This window comes from Desulfoluna sp. HI9BLuna (assembly GCF_056829775.1).
Map to the genome: position 1 here is coordinate 527387 of NZ_CP186555.1, position 19532 is coordinate 546918.

Below are 19532 nucleotides of genomic sequence, written 5' to 3' on the forward strand. Positions count from 1 at the left end.
CCCTTGAATCACTTGTGAAACCGGGCACCGGCACCCTGCCCGAGCATGCCCCATGGTCTGCCGAGGCGCTTGCCCTGCCCCACACTTTCCCGGGCCCGTTGCCCGGATCACCACCATTTTTCAAGGAGAACACCATGCCGTCAAAAAACACCACCCTGCTTGAGACCTCCGTGGAGGTTACCAGCCAGAATGACAACTGGACCCTCTTTGAGGTCACCGTCACCAACACCCTCCCCACCCCCCTGGACGCCGAGGACTGCATCTTGGACGTGGTGGCAGACGCTGCCGTCATCGGAGATTTCAAGTCGGCCTGGGTGGAGCTGGACATGGAGGCCCACGCGGCCACAGCCGGGACCACCCTTACCATCACTCTGGAGGCGGAAGAAGATCCTGTTTTCATCGATCCGGGCGCCTCCTTTGTCATCGGCTTTGACTTCAACCACGGAGACCTAACCGAAGAGGACATCACCTGCACGGCAACAGTGGACGAAGGAGCTGGCGAGAACCCCGGCCTGGACACCCCCTCCACCCGGGGAGCCCTTTTTGTAGGGACCGACGGGCGCCTCAAGGGCGAGGACGGAGAAGACATCCTCCTTCTGGGCATGAGCTCCCACGGCTACACCTGGTACGGCGAGTTTCTCAACCCCCACAGCATGGAGCAGATCCCATCGGTGTTCAGCGGCAACCTCGTGCGCCTTGCCATGTACACAGCAACGGAGGACGATATGGGGTATCTCGACTTTGCCGATACGGGCCAGGCGAGCCTGCGGGAGGAGGTCAAAACCCGGGTGGAGGAGGCCATCGACGCGGACCTGTACGTCATCATCGACTGGCACCTGCTCTATGACTTCACCTACGGGGCCCAGCCCTTTCCGTCCCGGGACTTCTCCGGCACCGTGGAGATGGGGCCGGATGAGTGGAAAGGCCATGCCATCGACTTCTTCGAAGAGATGGCCCGGGCCTTTGGGGACAGCCCCAACGTGATTTTCGAGATCTTCAACGAACCGAACTACTCCACACCGGACAACTCGCCGGGCGCCCCCCTGTACGCCTGGGAGGACATGAAAGGGACCGCAGAGGAGATCATCGACGCCATCCGGGAGACGGGGGCGCAGAACGTCATCCTCGTGGGCACGCCGGAATGGTGCCAGCGCCTGGATCAGGTCATCGAAAGCCCCATCGAGGACCGGGAGAACATCATGTACAACCTCCACTTCTACGCCAAAGAGCACCTCCCCGAGCCCGGCCAGCACGTCTTCAACATGTTCCAGGCGGCCATGGACGAGGAACTCCCCATCTTTGTCTCGGAATTCGGCACCACCATGGCCGACGGCGGACAGGGGGTGGGCCCAACCGAAACAGAAAGCTGGCTCACCGCGTTGAACGACCACAGTGTAAGCTACGCAAACTGGAGCCTCAGCAACAAAGACGAGGACTCGGCCGCCCTGGCCACATCGGCGGAACCGGACACCTGGGAAGCGGGCGACCTCTCCCCCTCCGGAGGAACCATCGCCGAACTCTACGCGGCCAGGCCGTCGGGAGGCGTGATAAAGCGGGCTGTTTAGCCCAACACAGCCCCTGCCAACGGGCAGGGGCTGTCACCAGATTGTGAAGAGTCGAAAGAACCGCCAGGAGAGAGGAAGGGGCGGTGGCCACAGGGCAGAATGAGTCGACGAGCCGGGGTCACCGCCTCTTTTTGCGGCCCATGGAGAGGCCGTGTTTTTTGAGCTTTCGCACCACGCTGGACTGGTCGATCCCCAGGTAGTCCCCCACCTCCCGGGTGGTCCGGTGCATGGAGACCGCCTGCCTGAGAAGCTCTTTTTCAAAGGCGTCCATCTTTCCCTTGAGGTCTTTCTGTGGCTCGTCGTACCCAACCGTCCTCCCGCGCGGGAGACAGGGGGAGGCCTCGGGCAAGTCGACCTCCCCAAGCACCACGATCTGGCGGGCAATGTTCTTGAGCTCCCGCACATTGCCGGGAAAGGGGTAGTCGTACAACTGGTCGAGGAGGCTCTGGGAGGGGTAACGGCACAGCCGGTATTGGCAGTTGTACCGCTCGATGTAATGATCCAGGAGCCCTGCGATGTCTTCGGGACGTTGCCGCAGGGACGGAATGGTGAGGGAAAATCCGTTGAGTCGGTAGTAGAGGTCCTCGCGAAAGAGTCCCTGCGTCACCAGGTCTTTAAGGTCACAGTTGGTGGCGGCCACCACCGTGCAGTCCACCTTCTGCACCCGGGTGCTGCCCAGGCGCGTCACCTCAAAGTCGTCTAAGTACTTGAGGAGCTTGGCCTGGAGGGCCAGGGGCAGGGTCCCGATCTCGTCAAGGAACAGGGTCCCGCCGTGGGCCGCCTCAAACAAGCCCTCTTTCCCCTGGGCCCTGGCGCTGGTAAAGGCGCCCCCGTCGTACCCGAAGAGCTCGGACTCCAACAGGTTTTCGGGTACGGCCGCGCAGTTCAGCTGCACAAAGGGGTGCTCCCTGCGCCTGCTCTTTTCATGGATCAACCGGGCAAGGAGCCCTTTGCCGGTCCCCGACTCTCCCAGGACCAAAAGGCGTGAGACCCCGGCATCGGCCAGCTTAAAGCTCCGCTTCAACAAACGTCGGTACAACGGGCTTTTGGCCACCACCTCGTACCTGCCGAGGGAGACCACCCCGGGATCCTCAAAGGACTCGCCGAAGCCTGACCGGATCCGGCTCACCTCGGAAAGGGCCGCCTCATCGCTTAAGTGGGATATCTCCTTCTCCTTGACAACGATGCGGACGATCTCACCACGCTCGTTGACATACGGGGTTCCGGTGTTGATGGTACGCACTCCCGTTCGAAGGGATGCCGCCTGGGTCACCCCCTGGCACCGACTGCGGAAGATGTCATGGGCCACGGAGCGATCGTAGAGGCCATTCTGGATCAGCTCAATATAACACCGGCCGATAAGAGAATCCGCCCGGATACCCCCGAGCTCCTCGGCTTTTTTGTTCACGGCGATCACACGGCCAAAGGCATCCCAGATCCAGATTCCGTCCGAAGACGAATGCAATATGTCCTCCATCCTCACCATCCCTGCATAAAACGAGGCAGGACTCCCCCAAATCCGGCCCATCAAACGAAAAAAATCACAAAAACCCGTTTCAAGACGAGGGAAATATATCTACTTCCGCCCACAGAGTCAATCGCCCTTTCCCCACACGGGAACGCCCAAGATAAAAAGGATAATAAATTGATTATATGACATATACTCACAGCACACCATTTTTCCCAACCCACACCGCCACCCCCTGTCAATTCTTGACAAAAATTATCAAGAATTACTCACATTGACTGTGTGCCCCCCATGATCACAGCAAGCCCCTGCCCATCCCCCTGAAAAAAGCAGGGCATTCCGCCCAGCCCAATCAGGGCACAACAGCCCCATGGCTTGTTGCATAAAGGGGCCTGTTACATACAGGAACGTCCTCAACATCTTGATGGTTGGAAGGCGATTCTCCGGTTCGGAAAGGGACTGGGGAGGAAGGAGCAGCTTTGAGGTGGCCCCCCGCGGCGGGAACGGCGCGGGGGGCCAGTGAATCGAAAAGGCTAACCCGGATATGTCATGGACCGAGTAAACCCATATTCAAGTTATCCTTTTGAAACGATTATTGTTTCATGAACTACCCGGATTAAAAGATCAACTCATACCCGAGCTTGTAGGTGCGGCCCAGGTCGTAGTATTCGTAGTGCTTTGACTTGTCGGGGGTGTTGTCCCCCCAGGTCACCACGGTGTCGTCGAACATGTTGTCCACGCCAAAAGTGAGGTACCCCTTCCAGCAGGCCAGCTTTCCGGCAAAATGAACCGGGTTGTAGCTGGGGAGATTTCTCTCCCGCTCCCGCAAGATATCCACGGCAAGGTTGAGGACCAGCGGTTCGGTGACATAGGACACCCCCACCGAGGTCTGGAATTCAGGGGCGGCCTGGTACTCTTCCCCATCGGTGTCTTCGGCCGTGGTATCGGCCAGGTAACCGGCCACATCCAGGGAGACGGCGTCCAGGAACGAGGCCTGGTTCACAAAGGGGTAAAAGGAGGTCTCCCACTCAACCCCCGTGGACTCGTAGTCGCCTGCGTTGAACTTGGTGGTTACCTTATCCACGGTTATGGACTCGATCTTGTCTTCGAAGGTCATATAAAAACACGCCAGGCGAACCCTCATGTAGTCGTTGTCGTACTTGATCCCGCCCTCGTAGGTCCAGCCGCTCTCGGGGTCGAGATCCGGGTTGCCCGTGAGGGCATCGCCCTTGTAGTACAGGTCGTTGAAGGTAGGTGCCTTGAATGCCTTTCCGGCGTTGGCAAAAAGGTTCAGGCCGGAGGAGACCCGGTAGGTGACCCCGGCAGAAGGCAGGAAGATGTCGTAGTCCTTGTTGTCACCGTTTCCATCGTAGATCAGCTGTTCACGAAACCCCAGCACCACGGTGAGGGAATCGGCAAAGGTCTTTTTCGTCTGCACAAAGGCTGAAATATCGTCCCGGTGGTGCCTGCCGTATTTTTCGCTGTAATCGGCACCCCGGTAGACATAGTCTCCTCCGGCGGTCAGCTCCACCCCGGCCAAGGTGGTCCGGTAATCCCCCTGCACCCCGTAGTTGTAGTTCTTGTTGCACTCATCGGTGAGCCCTTTACTGGTCAGCTCCTCGCGGTCCAGCTGGTCCAGATAGCCGAAGGCCTTGAGCCTGACGTGCTCTTTTTCAAATCGGATGTCGGCAAAGTGCTTGGCGTGCTCCTGCTCCGTTTCCTTATCCACACCGCCCGCATTTTTGTTTTTGGTGTACCCGGTGGTGCTGAGGCTTCCCAGGTAGTCGACGTAGAGGCCATCTGCCAGGGTGGCGTTGAGGTTGAGGCCGCCGCTATCCACAGCGTCCCGCGAGTAAAAATAATTATCGGAGGGGTCATCCGGGTAGGTGGTCTGGGAAATCTTGTCCACCGCGTCCAGGTGAGCGTAAGAGACCCCGACGTTCACACGGGGGCTGCTGAGCTCTGCGCTTGCCGTGCGATGCCCGTGGGAGCCTGCCTCCACGGACACGGATGCCTGGGTGGCCTTGGCGTTCTTGTTGGTGATGATGTTGACCACGCTGGCAAGGGCGTCGGCCCCGTATAAGGTGGAAGCCGCCCCTTTCATCACCTCCACCCGCTCGATCTGCTCCAGGGGGATCATGTCCAGGTCGTACCCCTGGCCGGCGGCACCCTGAACAGGGCAGCCGTTGACCAGGATCAGGGTGCCCTTGGAAATTCCCCGGGCCGTGATCTCACTGTTCATGCCGCCGAAGGAGACCCCCTGGGGCCCGAAGGACTTGTAGGAGAAGCCTCCTTTTCGCCTCAGGGCCTGGGCCAGGTTATTGGCTCCTGTCTCCATGAGCTCTTCCGATGAGTACATGGTGACAAACCGGGAGCTCTCTTTTTCCCCGGTGGGAAAGCGTTCTGCCGTGACCACGACTTCCCCCAAGGCGTCAGCGCCCTTTGCTGCTGAGGGCGCAACCCCCGCAGAGCATAAAAAAATGGCCGCCACACCCGTACAGGCCAGGTGTTTCACATGACGTTTCAGCATACCTCGTTCCTCACATTCTTTGATGATTAAATCAGCAGGCATGGAGAAAAGAGGCGTGCGTTTCCATCCGGTCCCCATGCATGCCCGGGAAAAGGGCGGCTCGCCCCATTCCCCAAACACCCGTAGCCAGAAAAGCCCGGCCACGGAAAAGCCACATACCGTGCGGGTCTTTTTCCCCCCGGCGCCGCCTGCGCCGGAGAACAAAAAAACCCACACAGATCAAAGCCTGTGTGGGATACCGTTTTCATTCCACAATGCACGTTTCCACCCTTATCCACGAGTGAAAAATCTACCCAGCTATTCAGGTAAGTCTTCTGACTTCCGGATCGATCTACTGGCCGCGCCTTCCCGTTGAGATTCAACAGTGGCGTTGATGCGGCGTTCGTCCCCGGTTACAGCGGCGGGCCCGTTCCTGATTTGCACAGGATTCCTTGTTATGCAGGCCACTGATCGGCCGGCACCTGAATATTATGTCCGAAATGGCCAGGGCCATTTCTAAAGAATGGGAGGAAAAGTATCCTACCGTCAGCGAGATGTCAACGCATTCGTGCCGTGCCAAGGAAAACAGGCCATGGCAGGCCCGTGATGAAAAGCCTCCCCCACGGCCTGCAACCGGCAATAGCCCGGTTCGCCCGAAGTGTGAGAAAATCAAACAGCAAACGCTGATTTACATTTTGCATTTTCAAAAAATGCTAACATTTTTATTGTGGCTATCCAAAATCATATATCATCCTTTTGGATGATTGCTTTCTCATGCAATATCCGGGGTAAGTTCTCCCCCCTCCTGCGGAGCCACGGTGAACCCCTCCGAGGCCCGAGAAAGTTCACCCGCACCTATCCCCCCGAAAAAAAACCAGAAATACACGCGACACAATCGCATTTGCCAATGTTACTTTTCAAGGAGTAGGAATATTGTCCGAGTCAAATCCTCACTTTTTTACTTTTTTCTGATTGACTGTCAGCACAAGTTGGGCTATTAGCTCTCGTGATTTTTATAAGATATTTCATAAAACATCATAACCCCTACGAAAGGACACAACACCCCCTGGCCGGGAATCTGGAAAAAAGATCGACGCACAGACAGGCAACCGCCTGCCTGCCATGTTCCCACACGCCTGCCCATTGACTCTTCACGACTCATCAACCAACCCTGAGAATCAAAAACCACCTCACCGCACCCCCTGAAGGGTTCCGCGCCTTTTCTTCGGATACGTGTGTCCCGGTTTTTCAACCCGTTGACAGCTTTTCACTAAAATACGTTGGACACCTTCCTGTCTTAAGCCATGGCATCGGCACGCTTTTCGACAGCCACCTCGATCTGCGGACTTGTGCGCGAAGTGTGGAGCCACACGTTTTTTTTGATCTTCGAAGCACCTCTTGATTAGGAGAATACCCCCATGAACACCCTGAAAACCATGACTCTTCAATCCAAGCTCATCCTGGGATTTACCACGGTACTGGGCCTGCTGGCCGCCACCACTCTGCTGGGAATCGTCACATTGAACAATGCATCCAACGGTTTTACGGAGTACCGGGAAATGGCCCGCAACGCCAACCTTTCCGGCCAGATTCAGGCCAATATGCTCATGACGCGGATGAACGTCAAAGAGTTCCTTATCTCTGGGAACGAGACCAACCGGGAAGAGTTCCTGGGGTACTATGAGAAGATGGATGATTTGCTGAAACGGGCAACCGGGAACATCAACCACCCTGACCGTGCCGCAAGAATCCGGGAGATCGACGCTTCCGTTAGCCGCTACAACGAAGCCTTCACCAAGGTGGTGAACCTTCAAAAGCAAGAAGAACAAATCATCGGAGACGTCCTGAACCCCAGGGGCAAGGCCATGGAAACCCTGCTCGCAGAGCTCCTGGAGTCGGCCAACCGGGAACGCGACACCGAAGTGACCTATGGAGCGGGGGTTGCCATGGAACACATGCTCATCGGCCGGGTTCACAGGACCGCCTTTTTCGTCAGCAATGCCCGGTCCGATGCCGACCGGGTGGCCTCCGAATTCGATTTGATGCAAGAGGCCCTGGACCACCTTGCAAAGACAGAGGCCCACACCACGGCTCTTTCCAACATCCAAAAAGAGAAAGACCTTTACCTGCAAGGTTTTGCCCAGGCCCTTTCCCTTCGAAACACCCGCAACCAGGTCATTGAGGGCACCCTGGACCGTATCGGCCCCGAAGTGGCAGACCTTATCGATGAAATTAAACTCGACATCAAGGGGGTCCAGGATCAGATCGGCCCCCGCCTGAAGGCATCCAACCACCGGGGGATCGTCCTGATCATCGTCATGAGCGCAGGGGCCCTGCTCATAGGCGTTCTCGTTGTCATCGGCCTGACCCGCAGCGTCTTGAGGCAGCTGGGCTGCGACCCCGCAGAAATCGCGAAGGTGGCCCGCAACATTTCCGGAGGCAACTTCCTCATCACCTTCACCTACGACAGGAACAACGAGCTCCACGGCGTTTACAAAGACATGGAAACCATGGCCATCAAACTCCGGGAAACCTTCTCCAATATCCGGTCCGGGGTACACACCCTCACCTCCGCCACCGAAGAACTCGGCACCGTGTCGACCCAGATGGTATCCGGCTCGGCCGAGACCTCCGGCAAATCCAACGCCGTGGCCGCAGCAGCAGAGAAAATGAGTGCCAACATGAACTCGGTTTCCGCTGCAACAGAGCAGTCCGCCACAAACATCAACATGGTGGCCGCCGCCCTGGAAGAAATGACCACCACCATCAATGAAATCGGCAGCAACACGGCCACGGCCCGAGGAATCAACGACGACGCGGTTGTCCTCTCCCGCAGGGCTTCCACCAAGGTCGATGCCCTGGGACAATCGGCCCATGAAATCGGCCAGGTCACCGAAGCCATCAAGGAGATCTCCGAGCAGACCAACCTCCTTGCATTAAACGCAACCATCGAGGCCGCACGGGCCGGTGAAGCGGGCAAAGGCTTTGCCGTGGTGGCAGGAGAGATCAAGGAGCTGGCGGTACAGACCTCCGAGGCAACCCACAAGATCAAGACCCGCATCGACGGGATCCAGGGCGCAACCAGTGACGCCATCGTAGAGATCCAGGGCATCTCCGATGTCATCACCAAGTTGAATGAACTGGTTACCACCATTGCCTCGGCCATTGAGGAGCAGTCGGTCACAAGCAAGGAGATCGCCGATAACATTGCCCAGGCCTCCAAAGGAAACCAGGACATCACAGAGAGCATCGCCCATAGCGCTGTTGTGGCAGGCGACATCACCCATGACATCAACCAGGTCGACCACGCCGCAGGTGTGATGTCAACCAACAGCACCCAGATCGGCGACAACGTTGAAAAGCTGAAAAACCTTTCCGATCAGCTCAAGCAGATGGTGGACGTGGTCAAGTTCTGATAGCGGCAAAAAAAACGAAACGGGAAGACAAGGCCATGCCCCCTCCCCGTTTCGTCAACCCCCAGCCCTCAAAAGCAACATCCCGAAAAAGAATAGACACTTCCGACAGAAACAGGGTACAAAAGGAAAAGTTGCCGGGCCTGCCGTGTTTGCTTGCACGACACACGCACGACGGACCCGCCGTCACCCCCTCAAACATGCCCATGTGACAAGCCCCCCTACCCGCCTGCCAAAATCGACGGGATCGGCTCCACAGCCGCCATACATGACGCAACACCTGAAGGACCAAGGAGGATTATGAAAACCCACCGGCTGCTTTTCCTGATTCTGTGCCTTGCCTTTCCGGCCTTTGCCACGGAAACCATCACCGACAAAAGCGAGGCTGAGCCCCCCGCAGCGCCCCCCCCTGCCCATGAGACAAAGCCCATCAAGGAGACCTTCGGGGCCCCCACGACAAAGCCTTTCAAGATCATTGGCGAGACCGTCGAACCCGGCACCATGAAAACCCTGAAATGGTTCTCTGTCCAGGCGCCGGGCGGGGTGACGGTGGGAACCCCGGTCATCGTCATCAACGGAGCGAAACCGGGCCCTGTCCTGGCGCTGACCGCCGCCATCCACGGAGACGAGCTCAACGGCATCGAAATGATCCGCCAGGTGGTGCACAACATCGACCCCAAAAAGCTCAACGGGGTGGTGGTGGGAATGCCCATCGTCAACCTCGAAGGATTCTGGAGGCGGGATCGCTACATCGGCGACCGAAGGGACCTCAACCGCTACTTTCCCGGCAACCCCGAGGGCTCCTACCCCAGCCGGGTTGCCCATGCTCTGTTCACGGACATCATCGACAAATGCGACATGCTCATCGACATCCACACCGGCTCGTTTTTCCGGGAAAACCTGCCCCAGCTCCGCGTGGACCTCTCCATGGACCAGGTGGCCGACCTCGCCAAAGGGTTCGGCGACCTGACCGCTCTTCAGAGTACCGCCCCGGAAGGGAGCCTGAGAGGCGCGGCCACCGCCTCGGGCATCCCGGCGGTGGTCATGGAGATCGGCGGCCCCTTGAGCCTGGAGCCCGACAAGGTGGCTACCGGGGTCAAGAGCATCCAATCCTTCCTGAAAAACATGGGCATGGTGGATAAATTCACATTCCTCCCCTCCCCCCAGCCCGTTTTTTACGGCAGCCAGTGGGTACGCGCCGAAGCCGGTGGGATCCTCATGAACAAGGTCAAGCTCGGGGCATCGGTCAAAAAAGGGGACCTGCTGGCAGAAATCATCGACCCGGTCACCAACGTGGTCCACCAGACCCTCTCCCCCCTTGACGGCACCATCCTGGGACGCGCCCAGAACCAGTTCGTCAGCCCGGGTTTTGCCCTCTTCCGGGTGGGCATCCGCCACACGCCGGAAGAGCTTGAAGAGCAAAGCAAATCAAAGAAAGTCGGCGCCACGGAATAAACGGAAAAGACTAAAAGGTGCATCCGGCAGTGAGGTCTCAAATGCGGATTGCTCCAAAATCAACACGGCCTCTTTGGGAAGGCGTCCGAAGGACAGGTTTTGGGGAATGGAGAAGGGGTATCGGGGGGTCGATATGTTGACCACGACTCACATATCGAAGGCCCATCGGCCATCAGATGGGCACGCTTCGCGCTTTGCCCATCCTACAAAGTATCTCCAGAATCGCTTAAGAAAAATGGAGGGGCCAAGCCTACTCATTTGATGAAATATTCTTCTTTTTATCAAGACTGTAGGCAAGCGCCCCATTTTTCGTCTACTCATCCTTTACATCAGCAGCAAGACGGAATCCAGTCCTCCCATTTCTCCCCTTCCTGTCAATTTCACGCCGATAGGCCGAACGCATCTCTTTTCTTATATCGGAATAACCGCCCCCCCGAATGCAATGATAGTCTGCATCACCGCTGAGATACGTCGTATGGAGCGGATCCACCTGTGGATTATTCCCGAGTTTTTCACGCCAAGCATCCGCCACCCACTCACTCACGTTGCCATGCATGTTATACAACCCCCATGGGTTCTGACTGAATGATTTCGCCTTACAGGTCCCCGGCCACCCCTCGATACTATTTATAAAGCGAGCCTCATCGTCTTTAATCTCATAGCCATCACCTATGGAATGAGGAGTCCTTGTACCAGCTCGTGCTGCGTATTCCCATTCGGCCTCGGTTGGAAGTCTGAATGTGTACTTCGTGCTTGCTGCATTTAGCTTATCAATAAACGCCTTAATTCCCGGTACGAATTTTTCTTCACCGGTGGATGGCCCTACCAAATAGACATTTTCCACAGGATATTCTGTTGAGTCAGCGGGGTAGGTAATGCCTGGGACAATCATAAAGCCTAAATCTTGGGGAGGTGTGTTATTTGACGTCTGACACAAGGAGGGATTCTCTCCAACAACAGCTGTCCATTGTCCCTGAGTCACCTCGGTGGTCATCAAATAAAAATCTTTGGTTAATGTCACCTCATGAAGGTCTTCATTTTCATTACGCCCCGACTCAGAGACGGATGACCCCATCCAGTAAGAACCTTTCGGAAGTTCGGCGAATTCAAAAGCAACATCGGCAGCCCCCTCACCCGAAGAGATGGTAACCGTGACCGTTTTCGTTTTTATCGGCTTCCCCAGAAAAAAAACGGGAACGGTATCGCTTGGCTCACTCTCGTAGATCCCTCCGGAGGCGACAACAACAAAATAGTAAGTGGTATTTTTTTCAAGGCCCTCAACCACTTTCAAAGCACTTTTTGTTGTCTCCTCAATGTGTTCCCCGTCAACTCCAGCCGACTGATGTTTGGACCAGTAAATGGTGTAAGACTCCGCTCCGGGTACGTCATCCCAGGAGAGTTCCACAGCATCATCCACCGGCCTGGCAAAAAGGTGCTGCGGTGTTTGAAGAGTGCCTGCTTCGGCCGTGGCATGTACCCTGTCAGCTTCATAGGAATAAACGATTTTATCGTCACCGGTCGCAGCAATATCGTAATAGTAGGCCTTACCGTACTCCAAGCCCTTGTGAAGCCATTCTGCCACCGCAATATCCGACTCCATTTGCCACTCATCTTCCGCACGGCCCGGGTCATCGGACCAATACACGGTATAGCTCCGGGCACAGGGCACCGGTTCCCAGCTGACCACAATGCCGTCACCCTGAGAAGCAGCCCTCAAATGCCTTGGGAAATCCAATGCACCGGCACCGGCCGCAGTGGAAATAACCTCTGAGGGGTTACTGGTCTGTGTACCGTCTTCCGCCACAACCACATAATACAGCTGTTTGCAAAAACAGGTATTTTCATGGACCCAGGACGTCCCTTTGATGCCTCTGATCGCTGTCCATGCAGCGCCTTTCGAACTTTTCACCCCACCAAATGTATCCGAGGTCTCCGACCAGTAGACCGTATACTGCCTCGCGCCGGGAACGGCTTTCCAGGAGAGGCTGACAGCCGACTCCCTTGCGGCCACCGAGACCGCCTGGGGCTGCTCGAGCTCCGCCCCCCCACTGCCCGGCTCCGTACCGGGAGCGGCCCCACCGCCGCCACCACCGCACCCTGCAATCAATAGAACCCCCAACACCAGTATCAACCGCCATGGACGTATTGCCACGTGCTCTGCTACCCTCATGTCCTTCATTTTCTACCCCTTCAATTCCAAACGCTGCAGGCAGCGATGCATAAACAGCACCTGTAACCATCCGCTTAGCACCTGCCCAGCAGGCTAAAAAAACAGGATCGCCCCATGGCATCCTTGCTGAGAGAGCCCCTCAGAACGCCACCTGACAATTCACCCATCCGCTGTGCCGGGTCATCTCCTCGTCAATGCGACCTGAATAACCGAGGGCAAGAGATGCATCGCCCCGGATCACCTCAGCGCTGAACAGCGCCCCAAAGCCAGGGGCGTCCCGGCGATCTGAAAGGGTGGCCCGCTGATCTGCCAGCTCCATGGTCCCGGTGGCCTTCCCTCCGGTAAGGACCTGGTCTGCAAAAAGACGAAGCCGGGGTCGAATGGCGAGTGTTCCCGTTTTCCCCCCCCCTCTCCAGTCAATGGCCACTTCCCCATAGAGCTCCTGCTCATCGACGCTCCCGTAGCGTGTCCCCATCCACCCCATGTGATCCGTTGCAAAGGACTCCTGGTGGGCCCATTCATGGCGAAGGCCGATTTCAGGAATCAGGGAGCTGCCCGGGACAGGTCGAAACACGTAAGCCCCGGAAAGGCGCGTGATGATCCCCTGAGTGTTGTAATCGGCTTCCTCAAGGTTCCGAGGGTCTTTGTCCTCATAATCATGGGTGGAATAAAAGAAGGTGGAGGAGAAACGAAGAAAGGCGTCTTCCGTGATCCGGCGAAGCCCCTGGGCCCCGATGGCGGCATGGGTCATGCGGGTCTCCCTGTCCTGGTATCTTGCCGGATCAAAATCCAGGGAGCCGCGATTGAGAACAAAATGAACCCCTGCCAGAGTGTCCCGTCCCCACTCGCGGGTGCCGCCACCGGAAACCCCGCCGTCCTGAGCGTCATACCCGTCCCCATGGCCTTTACCGGCAAAGGGCGTCACGAAAAGGGTTCGCCCCCGGGCTCGTTCCCCGTTCCCAGCCCATTGTGAGCACTGCCCCACGGCAGCGGCCATCATGGCGTCTTCTGCCAGGGCAATGCCGCGGTTCATCGTGTTCGTTGTGTATCGAAAGGCTTTGAGGGAGGGATTAAACGCAGGGGCGTAACGAAACAGGATGGATTCGTTTCCGTTGAGGCCCACCACGGCAATGTCTTCGGTGAACAACCCTTCCACATGGGCAAACCTGTGGGCTTCCCCTGAAACAGCCCCATCGATTTGATACGGGGTTTCAAAAAGGGTGTTCTCGTCGATACGGACATGAAGGGCAGCTTCCGAGAAATCAAAGGAACCGGTGGCGGAATGTCCCCAGACACCATTGAGCGCCGACGTATCCCCGGAAAAGCGGACTTCGTACTCCTTGACCGCCAGCCTGCCGTCTGCGGCGTAGACTTCATAAGCCTGGGCATCGTCTGAGTCGGAGGTGGCACGGGCATCCACCATTCCGGTGGAATAGAGCTCCGCATCTCCTGTGGACACAATCCCATAGGCCCGTGCCTTTCCGCGGGATTGAGAGGAGACGAAAATCGAGCCGGTGTTGACAATCCGGCTGCCGGTGCTGCCCATGAGTCCGCAAGCCAGGGCCTCCGGGTTGTCTCCGGCGTCACCGCCCTGGGCCGTTACCAAGACCTCTCCGGTGTTGACAACCGTGGCCCCGGTGTTGCCAAAGAGCCCCATGGCCTGACTCCGCACCGTCCCCGACGCAGACGGGGTTCCCAAAGCCCCTGGGTCTTCAAGGCGCTCCCCGAATACAGAGGCAACAACGCTGCCGGAGTTAAACACCACAGCCCCGGCCTCACCGTAGATACCGCAGGAGACAACCTCTGTCTCCATGGGTGAGGTGTTGGAGCGAAGACGGATGCCGCCGGCAGCCACGGCTGAAATTCGCCCGGTGTTCACGCCGACGCCGCCTGCATCACAGAACACCCCGTAGGCACGGGCCCGGGTCCTGTAAGTGGCGTCCGGGCCTGCGGCGTGACCTCCCAATGCAGAGGCAACCGATATGCCTCCGCGGTTCAATGCCAGACAATCCGAGGCCTCTCCCTCCATAGGCACCGACGGGCTTGAAAAAGCGAGCTGACCGGATCGGGTTGCCCAGATCCCGCAGGAAAGCGCCACCAGATTGGCCCCCACGTCGGGATACCTTCCATCCGTTGACAGCCGCACCGACTCGCCGGAGGCCCCGGCGTCAATGACGCCGTTATTCAGGGCGATGCCTCCGTTCAACAAACTCATGCCAAACGCCTTGGCCACCGAATCCACCCGCCCCACGTCCTCTATTGCGGGATATCGCGCCCTCAGGGTGACCGACGCGTTGTTCTCAACAAGAAGCTCATCCCCCCACACAGATGCCGGAAGCATACACAACCCCTTCGCTGGTCCCCGCACCGAAAAGCGGAACGCCCTTTTTATCAACGGCAATGTCCTCATCGTGAACAAAAACACGGCCGAAATACGCCTCGCGCATAGCCGCCAATTCAGAGCCCGACGGCGCAAAACCGGACCACAGCCCGGGAAGCGACGAACCACTTCCTGCATATGGCTCCGAGGCGCTTCCCGGGGTGCAAAAAAAACAGAGCAGCAACGCGGCGACAAGACACAACGCAAACCGATTCGACAAACGGCCCCCTCTTCGTAAAAAGTTCATTACAACGAATTAAATCAAGTCAAAACCTGACGTTGTATTTCAAAAAGAACTTTTCAAGTCAACCAAATACTACCCCGATTTTTTGATAAATATTATAGACGCATTTATAAGCACCTGATTATCAATAACCTTACGCCGTAAAAATTTAAATTTTAACCAAATTTTGGCGAAATTTTGGCGTTTCATTAACGAACAGCGTACCCAGGCAAACATTACTTAAAGCATAAAAAGAAACGTTGCTATGCCTCATCATATTTGCTATCACCTATTTTTTTATGAAGTTAAAATTTACTGGATTTTTTTTTAATAATATAGCAAGTCACATCACATGGGCTTCAACCATGTGACCGCTGACATGCAATCAATCACCAAAAAAAGGTTACCCATGAAGAAATGTTTCAAAAACTTTCTGCTGCCGTTCTGTGTCATCTTTGTACTCTCCCCCTGTCGTGCCATGGCAGAAACCACATCAACGTGGTCCGTCGGAATCGGGGGATCCAAACTGCATGAAAACATCGATACCGGATCAAACGGTATTGAGTTCGATGAGAGCCTGGGGTTCAATGCCAAGCTGGGATACCGGATAAGTGATTCCCTTGAAGCGGAAATCGACTACCTCTACATCGACGGATTTGACGGAAGCGTTGCCGGTATCGAAGCCTTCGAGCTGGACGGCTATGCCGTCACCGCCAACGCAAAGTGGTACCCAAGCAAAGGGAAGGTACAGCCCTACTGCCTGGCTGGGGCCGGGTTTGCCGACCTCACAGCCAGTGTGGATTTTCTGGATACCCATGATTCAGAATCGGATTGGGGGGCCGTGTTCCGTGTGGGGGTGGCGTGGATGCCTACGTCTCGGAAAAGGTACTCCTCTTCGGCGAAATCTCTTACTACCTCACCTGTGGGGATATCAACGACAACGACTTCATGCCCATGACCGTCGGCGTCAAACGGATATTTTAAAAACCACCCCGCCCCAAGGGGTGCAGGTGCCTGAAATGCGTAAACCTCCTTTTCACCTGGCGCCCCTTGTTTTTCACAACACGTTTGCCACCCTCAGCCCTCTTCTGAATTCAGTGAACCCCTTGATCCCCGCCCCCTCCTCCCATGCCGTATCCTTTGGCAAGCGAAGCAACACCCAGAACGCGAAAAACAAGATTGACACAAAAGGAACATTGATATGATAACGGTCACATCATTAACTTCTTCCCATCGGAGGACCCATGAAAATTGACGCCCACTACTACGGCATCCTGGCCTTCTGCAGGGCCTGCGGCTTCACCAAAGAGGCCGCGGGAACCATCGCCTATGCCTCCCAATACGTCGACGATGCCAAGATCAACCACATGGTCCTGGCCAAGAAACCGACGGATGTGGAGCCGGAGACCATCGACGGCAAACCGGCCTTTTTCAACATGGCCACCTGCCACTCTTACGCCCGGCTTGCCACCTACAACTACGATTCCATGACGGGCAACACCTGCGCCTTTCACTTTGTGCCGGGATGCGATGGGAAAAGCTTTACCCGTAAGCTGAGGTGCAAGGAAAACTCCCCCATCATCAGGCCCATCCTGGAAAAAGCCAAAGAAGAAAACGACCTTGTAAAGTTGGGCATGGTCCTTCACGCCTACGCCGACACCTTCTCACATCAGGGGTTCTCCGGACTCCTGAGCAAGGTCAACAGCATCGAAAACCTCTCGGCCACCACCAAAATGCCCCTTGTGCCGAGGCACGTCTTTAAAAAATGGGTGATGCAGCTCCAGAAGAGCAAACTCGGGGACACCTTTGACCGGGCCCTCCACGCCATGGCCCCGGCCTACGGCCACGGCAGGGCCTTGAGCTGCCCGGACGAGCCCCACCTCACCTGGACCTACCACTACGACTACAGCGACAATTTTTCCTCCCAGTTCAAACAATCCAAAGCGATCAACCCCGACCGCTTCGAGAGGGCCTTCATGAAGATCCACGGGCACCTTACGGACTACCTTGAAAAGCACCCCGAATACAAAGACCCCGGGGTCGGCCTCACGGACCTCACGCCCCTGTTCGACACCCTCCTTGGCGTGCACACCGACAAAAAACGGATCAAAAACTGGCAGAAGACCATGGTCCGGCTCAACCTTCTGGACGCATCGGACCCCATGCTCAGCTACGACCGGTTCCACTGGCTCAAGGCGTCCTTTTCCAATTTCTCGGTAAAAGCCTACGACAAACGGAAGGTGGAAGGTGCCATCCCCGCCCCGGATTTTGCCGAGGGCAACTGGTACCGTTTTTATAAAGCGGTGCACTGGTACAAGGACCATTTTTTCAGGCTTGCGGAAAGAGAAGGGGTGACCATCCCCAGATAAAAAGGCCCCTCCGAAAAACAAAGGTTTGGGTTGCAGAAACCAGTACATGGTGCTATGGTCGCCACCGTTTTTGCCCGGTGGGGTGCATCCGGCAGGGGCCTTTCCCCTTTCCTCATGCATTCTTTTTACCGGGCACGGGCGGTTTGCCCTACGGCAGGCCATCACCACGTGACCATGCACACTCTGCACGACAGAGCAACAGATCACTTCACAGGAACAGGAAATGAACGATTCGGAAGGCGGCAGTCAGCCCGCTCCTGAAAAGACATCACCACGACTCCGACCGCTCTGCGACCCCTCTCCAAAGGCACGCCCCGTCACGCCCTCCGCGTAACATCCGGGTGGCCCTTTCCCTAAGGTGACGCGCGCGGCGCGGAACCCATCAGGGAGGTCCACCATGAAAAACCCGCTCCTCGTCCCTGAGCTGCGAGATTACCTTGAATCCGATAACCGTGAGGCCCTGGGCCTCTTTCTGGAGAGCGGACACCCGCGCGTCATCGCCGACTTTCTCTCCGCCCTCACCCCCGCAGAAGCCTGGCAGGTCCTTTGTGCGGGAGAGCTGTCCCTTGCCGCCGAGATCTTCTCGGAAATGGACGACTGGTTTCAGGCGGACGTTGCCGAAACCCTGAGCCGCCACGAGCTGGCCTGCCTGGTAACCGAAATGTCTCCTGACGACCGGGTGGACCTTCTCAGCCGCATTCCCGAAAACAGACGACTCCGAATCCTCTCCGCCCTGGCGGTTGCCGAGCGGGAAGACATCCGAAAGCTCTCCTCCTACCACGAAGGCAGCGCAGGCTCGGCCATGACCTCGGACTACGCCACCCTCTCCCCGGACCTGACGGCAGCCGACGCCATCGACAAACTCCGAAGGGAAGCCCCGGACAAGGAGACCATCTACTATGCCTATGTGGTGGATGAAGAGCGCAGGCTCATCGGATTTGCCTCGCTGAAGGACCTGATCCTGGCCCCGGCCCATGAGCAAGTGAAGGAGATCATGAACGAAGGGGTGATCTCGGTGCGGGCCACGGACGACCAGGAGTTTGCCGCGCGCCAGATCCAGAAGTACGGGCTCATCGCCCTGCCGGTGATCAACGGCGGCGACGCCCTGGTGGGCATCATCACCCACGACGACGCCATCGACATCATCACCCAGGAACACACCGAAGACCTGGAAAAGTTCATGGCCATCCAGGGGAGCCACGACGCGGCCTCCTACCTGCGCACCCCGGCCCTTACTCATTTCAGGAACCGCGTCCTCTGGGTGGTGGGCCTGGCCGCAGCGGGCCTGGTCTCAGGAGGAATCCTCCATCACTTCGAGGCCACCTTGAGCCACCTCATGATCCTGGCCCTCTATATGCCCATGCTGGCCGACACCGGCGGCAACACGGGCAGCCAGTCCGCCACCGTGGTGATTCGGGCCCTGGCGTTGGGAGAAATTTCGGCAAAAGACATCCTCAAGGTCCTGGGCAAGGAGTTCAAAATCGCCCTGATGCTGGCGGCCGTCCTGGCCGGTGTGGCCTGGATCAAGATCCAGCTCCTCTCCGGCGGCAGCCCCATCCCCGGAGGCTTTACCCTGCCCCAGGTAGGGGGCGCCATTGTCCTGGCCCTCTCCGTTCAGGTGCTCACTTCCACCCTGGTGGGCGCCCTCCTGCCCATGGGCGCAGCCGGGCTAAAGCTGGACCCGGCCGTTGTGGCCAGCCCGGCGTTGACCACAGTGGTGGATATCACCGGGCTCTTTATCTATTTCACCTGTGCGCGGGTGCTTTTGGGGGTATAAGGCTGGCGAGAGGGAAAACAGGACATAGGAAAAGCTGGTGATGGGAAAAACAGGTCATGGGTTATAAAAAACGCACAGTAACTATTCAGCTCAAAAAAAACAGCCTCCGGCGGCAAGGTGTGCCACCTTGAAAGCAGATAGCAGATGTGTTTTGCCCCTCGTTCCTCGGGTCAAATCACATCCGCCTTTAAAGTAAAAATTCA

The 19532-nt window shown here is 57.1% G+C and carries 10 protein-coding genes and 1 riboswitch; of the genes, 6 read left to right on the plus strand and 4 right to left on the minus strand.

Going from position 1 to position 19532, the window contains the following annotated elements; all coding sequences use genetic code 11:
* The first annotated feature begins 134 nt into the window (after nucleotides 1–134).
* A complete protein-coding gene (locus ACOYW0_RS01965) occupies nucleotides 135–1565 on the plus strand; it encodes a glycoside hydrolase family 5 protein (protein WP_482416909.1) in 1431 nt (476 codons plus the stop codon).
* A gap of 118 nt (nucleotides 1566–1683) precedes the next feature.
* On the opposite strand, the gene ACOYW0_RS01970 is transcribed toward ACOYW0_RS01965, so the two are convergent.
* Nucleotides 1684–3042, minus strand: coding sequence for a sigma-54 interaction domain-containing protein (locus tag ACOYW0_RS01970; protein WP_482416910.1), 1359 nt, complete (start codon nucleotides 3040–3042; stop codon nucleotides 1684–1686).
* A gap of 607 nt (nucleotides 3043–3649) precedes the next feature.
* Nucleotides 3650–5563, minus strand: a complete 1914-nt coding sequence (locus tag ACOYW0_RS01975; protein WP_482416911.1) for a TonB-dependent receptor plug domain-containing protein — start codon at nucleotides 5561–5563, stop codon at nucleotides 3650–3652.
* A 287-nt stretch (nucleotides 5564–5850) separates the two neighbouring features.
* Nucleotides 5851–6043: riboswitch (cobalamin riboswitch) on the minus strand.
* Nucleotides 6044–6960: 917 nt separating this feature from the next.
* Here ACOYW0_RS01975 and ACOYW0_RS01980 point away from each other — a divergent pair.
* The gene (locus ACOYW0_RS01980) at nucleotides 6961–8958 is read left to right on the plus strand and encodes a methyl-accepting chemotaxis protein (RefSeq protein ID WP_482416912.1); all 1998 of its coding nucleotides are present in this window, start codon (nucleotides 6961–6963) and stop codon (nucleotides 8956–8958) included.
* A 297-nt stretch (nucleotides 8959–9255) separates the two neighbouring features.
* Nucleotides 9256–10410 (plus strand): succinylglutamate desuccinylase/aspartoacylase family protein, encoded by a 1155-nt coding sequence (locus ACOYW0_RS01985; RefSeq protein WP_482416913.1) that lies wholly within the window; start codon nucleotides 9256–9258, stop codon nucleotides 10408–10410.
* A gap of 313 nt (nucleotides 10411–10723) precedes the next feature.
* Here the strand turns inward: ACOYW0_RS01985 and ACOYW0_RS01990 are convergent, their stop codons facing one another.
* Together ACOYW0_RS01990 and ACOYW0_RS01995 are read right to left on the minus strand one after the other, a co-directional pair.
* A complete protein-coding gene (locus ACOYW0_RS01990) occupies nucleotides 10724–12589 on the minus strand; it encodes an SUMF1/EgtB/PvdO family nonheme iron enzyme (protein ID WP_482416914.1) in 1866 nt (621 codons plus the stop codon).
* 130 nt (nucleotides 12590–12719) lie between these two features.
* A complete protein-coding gene (locus tag ACOYW0_RS01995) occupies nucleotides 12720–14921 on the minus strand; it encodes an autotransporter outer membrane beta-barrel domain-containing protein (protein ID WP_482416915.1) in 2202 nt (733 codons plus the stop codon).
* Nucleotides 14922–15592: 671 nt separating this feature from the next.
* On the opposite strand from ACOYW0_RS01995, the gene ACOYW0_RS02000 reads away from it, so the two are divergent.
* The 3 genes from ACOYW0_RS02000 (at nucleotide 15593) to mgtE (ending at nucleotide 19329) form a co-directional block, all read left to right on the plus strand.
* Nucleotides 15593–16141, plus strand: a complete 549-nt coding sequence (locus tag ACOYW0_RS02000) for an outer membrane beta-barrel protein (protein ID WP_482416916.1) — start codon at nucleotides 15593–15595, stop codon at nucleotides 16139–16141.
* Nucleotides 16142–16427: 286 nt separating this feature from the next.
* Complete coding sequence (locus tag ACOYW0_RS02005) at nucleotides 16428–17552, plus strand: DUF6765 family protein (RefSeq protein WP_482416917.1); 1125 nt, start codon at nucleotides 16428–16430, stop codon at nucleotides 17550–17552.
* A 397-nt stretch (nucleotides 17553–17949) separates the two neighbouring features.
* The gene (gene mgtE, locus ACOYW0_RS02010) at nucleotides 17950–19329 is read left to right on the plus strand and encodes a magnesium transporter (protein WP_482416918.1); all 1380 of its coding nucleotides are present in this window, start codon (nucleotides 17950–17952) and stop codon (nucleotides 19327–19329) included.
* The last annotated feature ends 203 nt before the right edge of the window (nucleotides 19330–19532 follow it).

Coding starts and splice junctions, on each gene's coding strand:
- ACOYW0_RS01965 (WP_482416909.1), top strand. CDS start 135: ATGCCGTCAAAAAACACCACCCTGCTTGAGACCTCCGTGGAGGTTACC.
- ACOYW0_RS01970 (WP_482416910.1), bottom strand. CDS start 3,042: ATGGAGGACATATTGCATTCGTCTTCGGACGGAATCTGGATCTGGGAT.
- ACOYW0_RS01975 (WP_482416911.1), bottom strand. CDS start 5,563: ATGCTGAAACGTCATGTGAAACACCTGGCCTGTACGGGTGTGGCGGCC.
- ACOYW0_RS01980 (WP_482416912.1), top strand. CDS start 6,961: ATGAACACCCTGAAAACCATGACTCTTCAATCCAAGCTCATCCTGGGA.
- ACOYW0_RS01985 (WP_482416913.1), top strand. CDS start 9,256: ATGAAAACCCACCGGCTGCTTTTCCTGATTCTGTGCCTTGCCTTTCCG.
- ACOYW0_RS01990 (WP_482416914.1), bottom strand. CDS start 12,589: ATGAAGGACATGAGGGTAGCAGAGCACGTGGCAATACGTCCATGGCGG.
- ACOYW0_RS01995 (WP_482416915.1), bottom strand. CDS start 14,921: ATGCTTCCGGCATCTGTGTGGGGGGATGAGCTTCTTGTTGAGAACAAC.
- ACOYW0_RS02000 (WP_482416916.1), top strand. CDS start 15,593: ATGAAGAAATGTTTCAAAAACTTTCTGCTGCCGTTCTGTGTCATCTTT.
- ACOYW0_RS02005 (WP_482416917.1), top strand. CDS start 16,428: ATGAAAATTGACGCCCACTACTACGGCATCCTGGCCTTCTGCAGGGCC.
- mgtE (WP_482416918.1), top strand. CDS start 17,950: ATGAAAAACCCGCTCCTCGTCCCTGAGCTGCGAGATTACCTTGAATCC.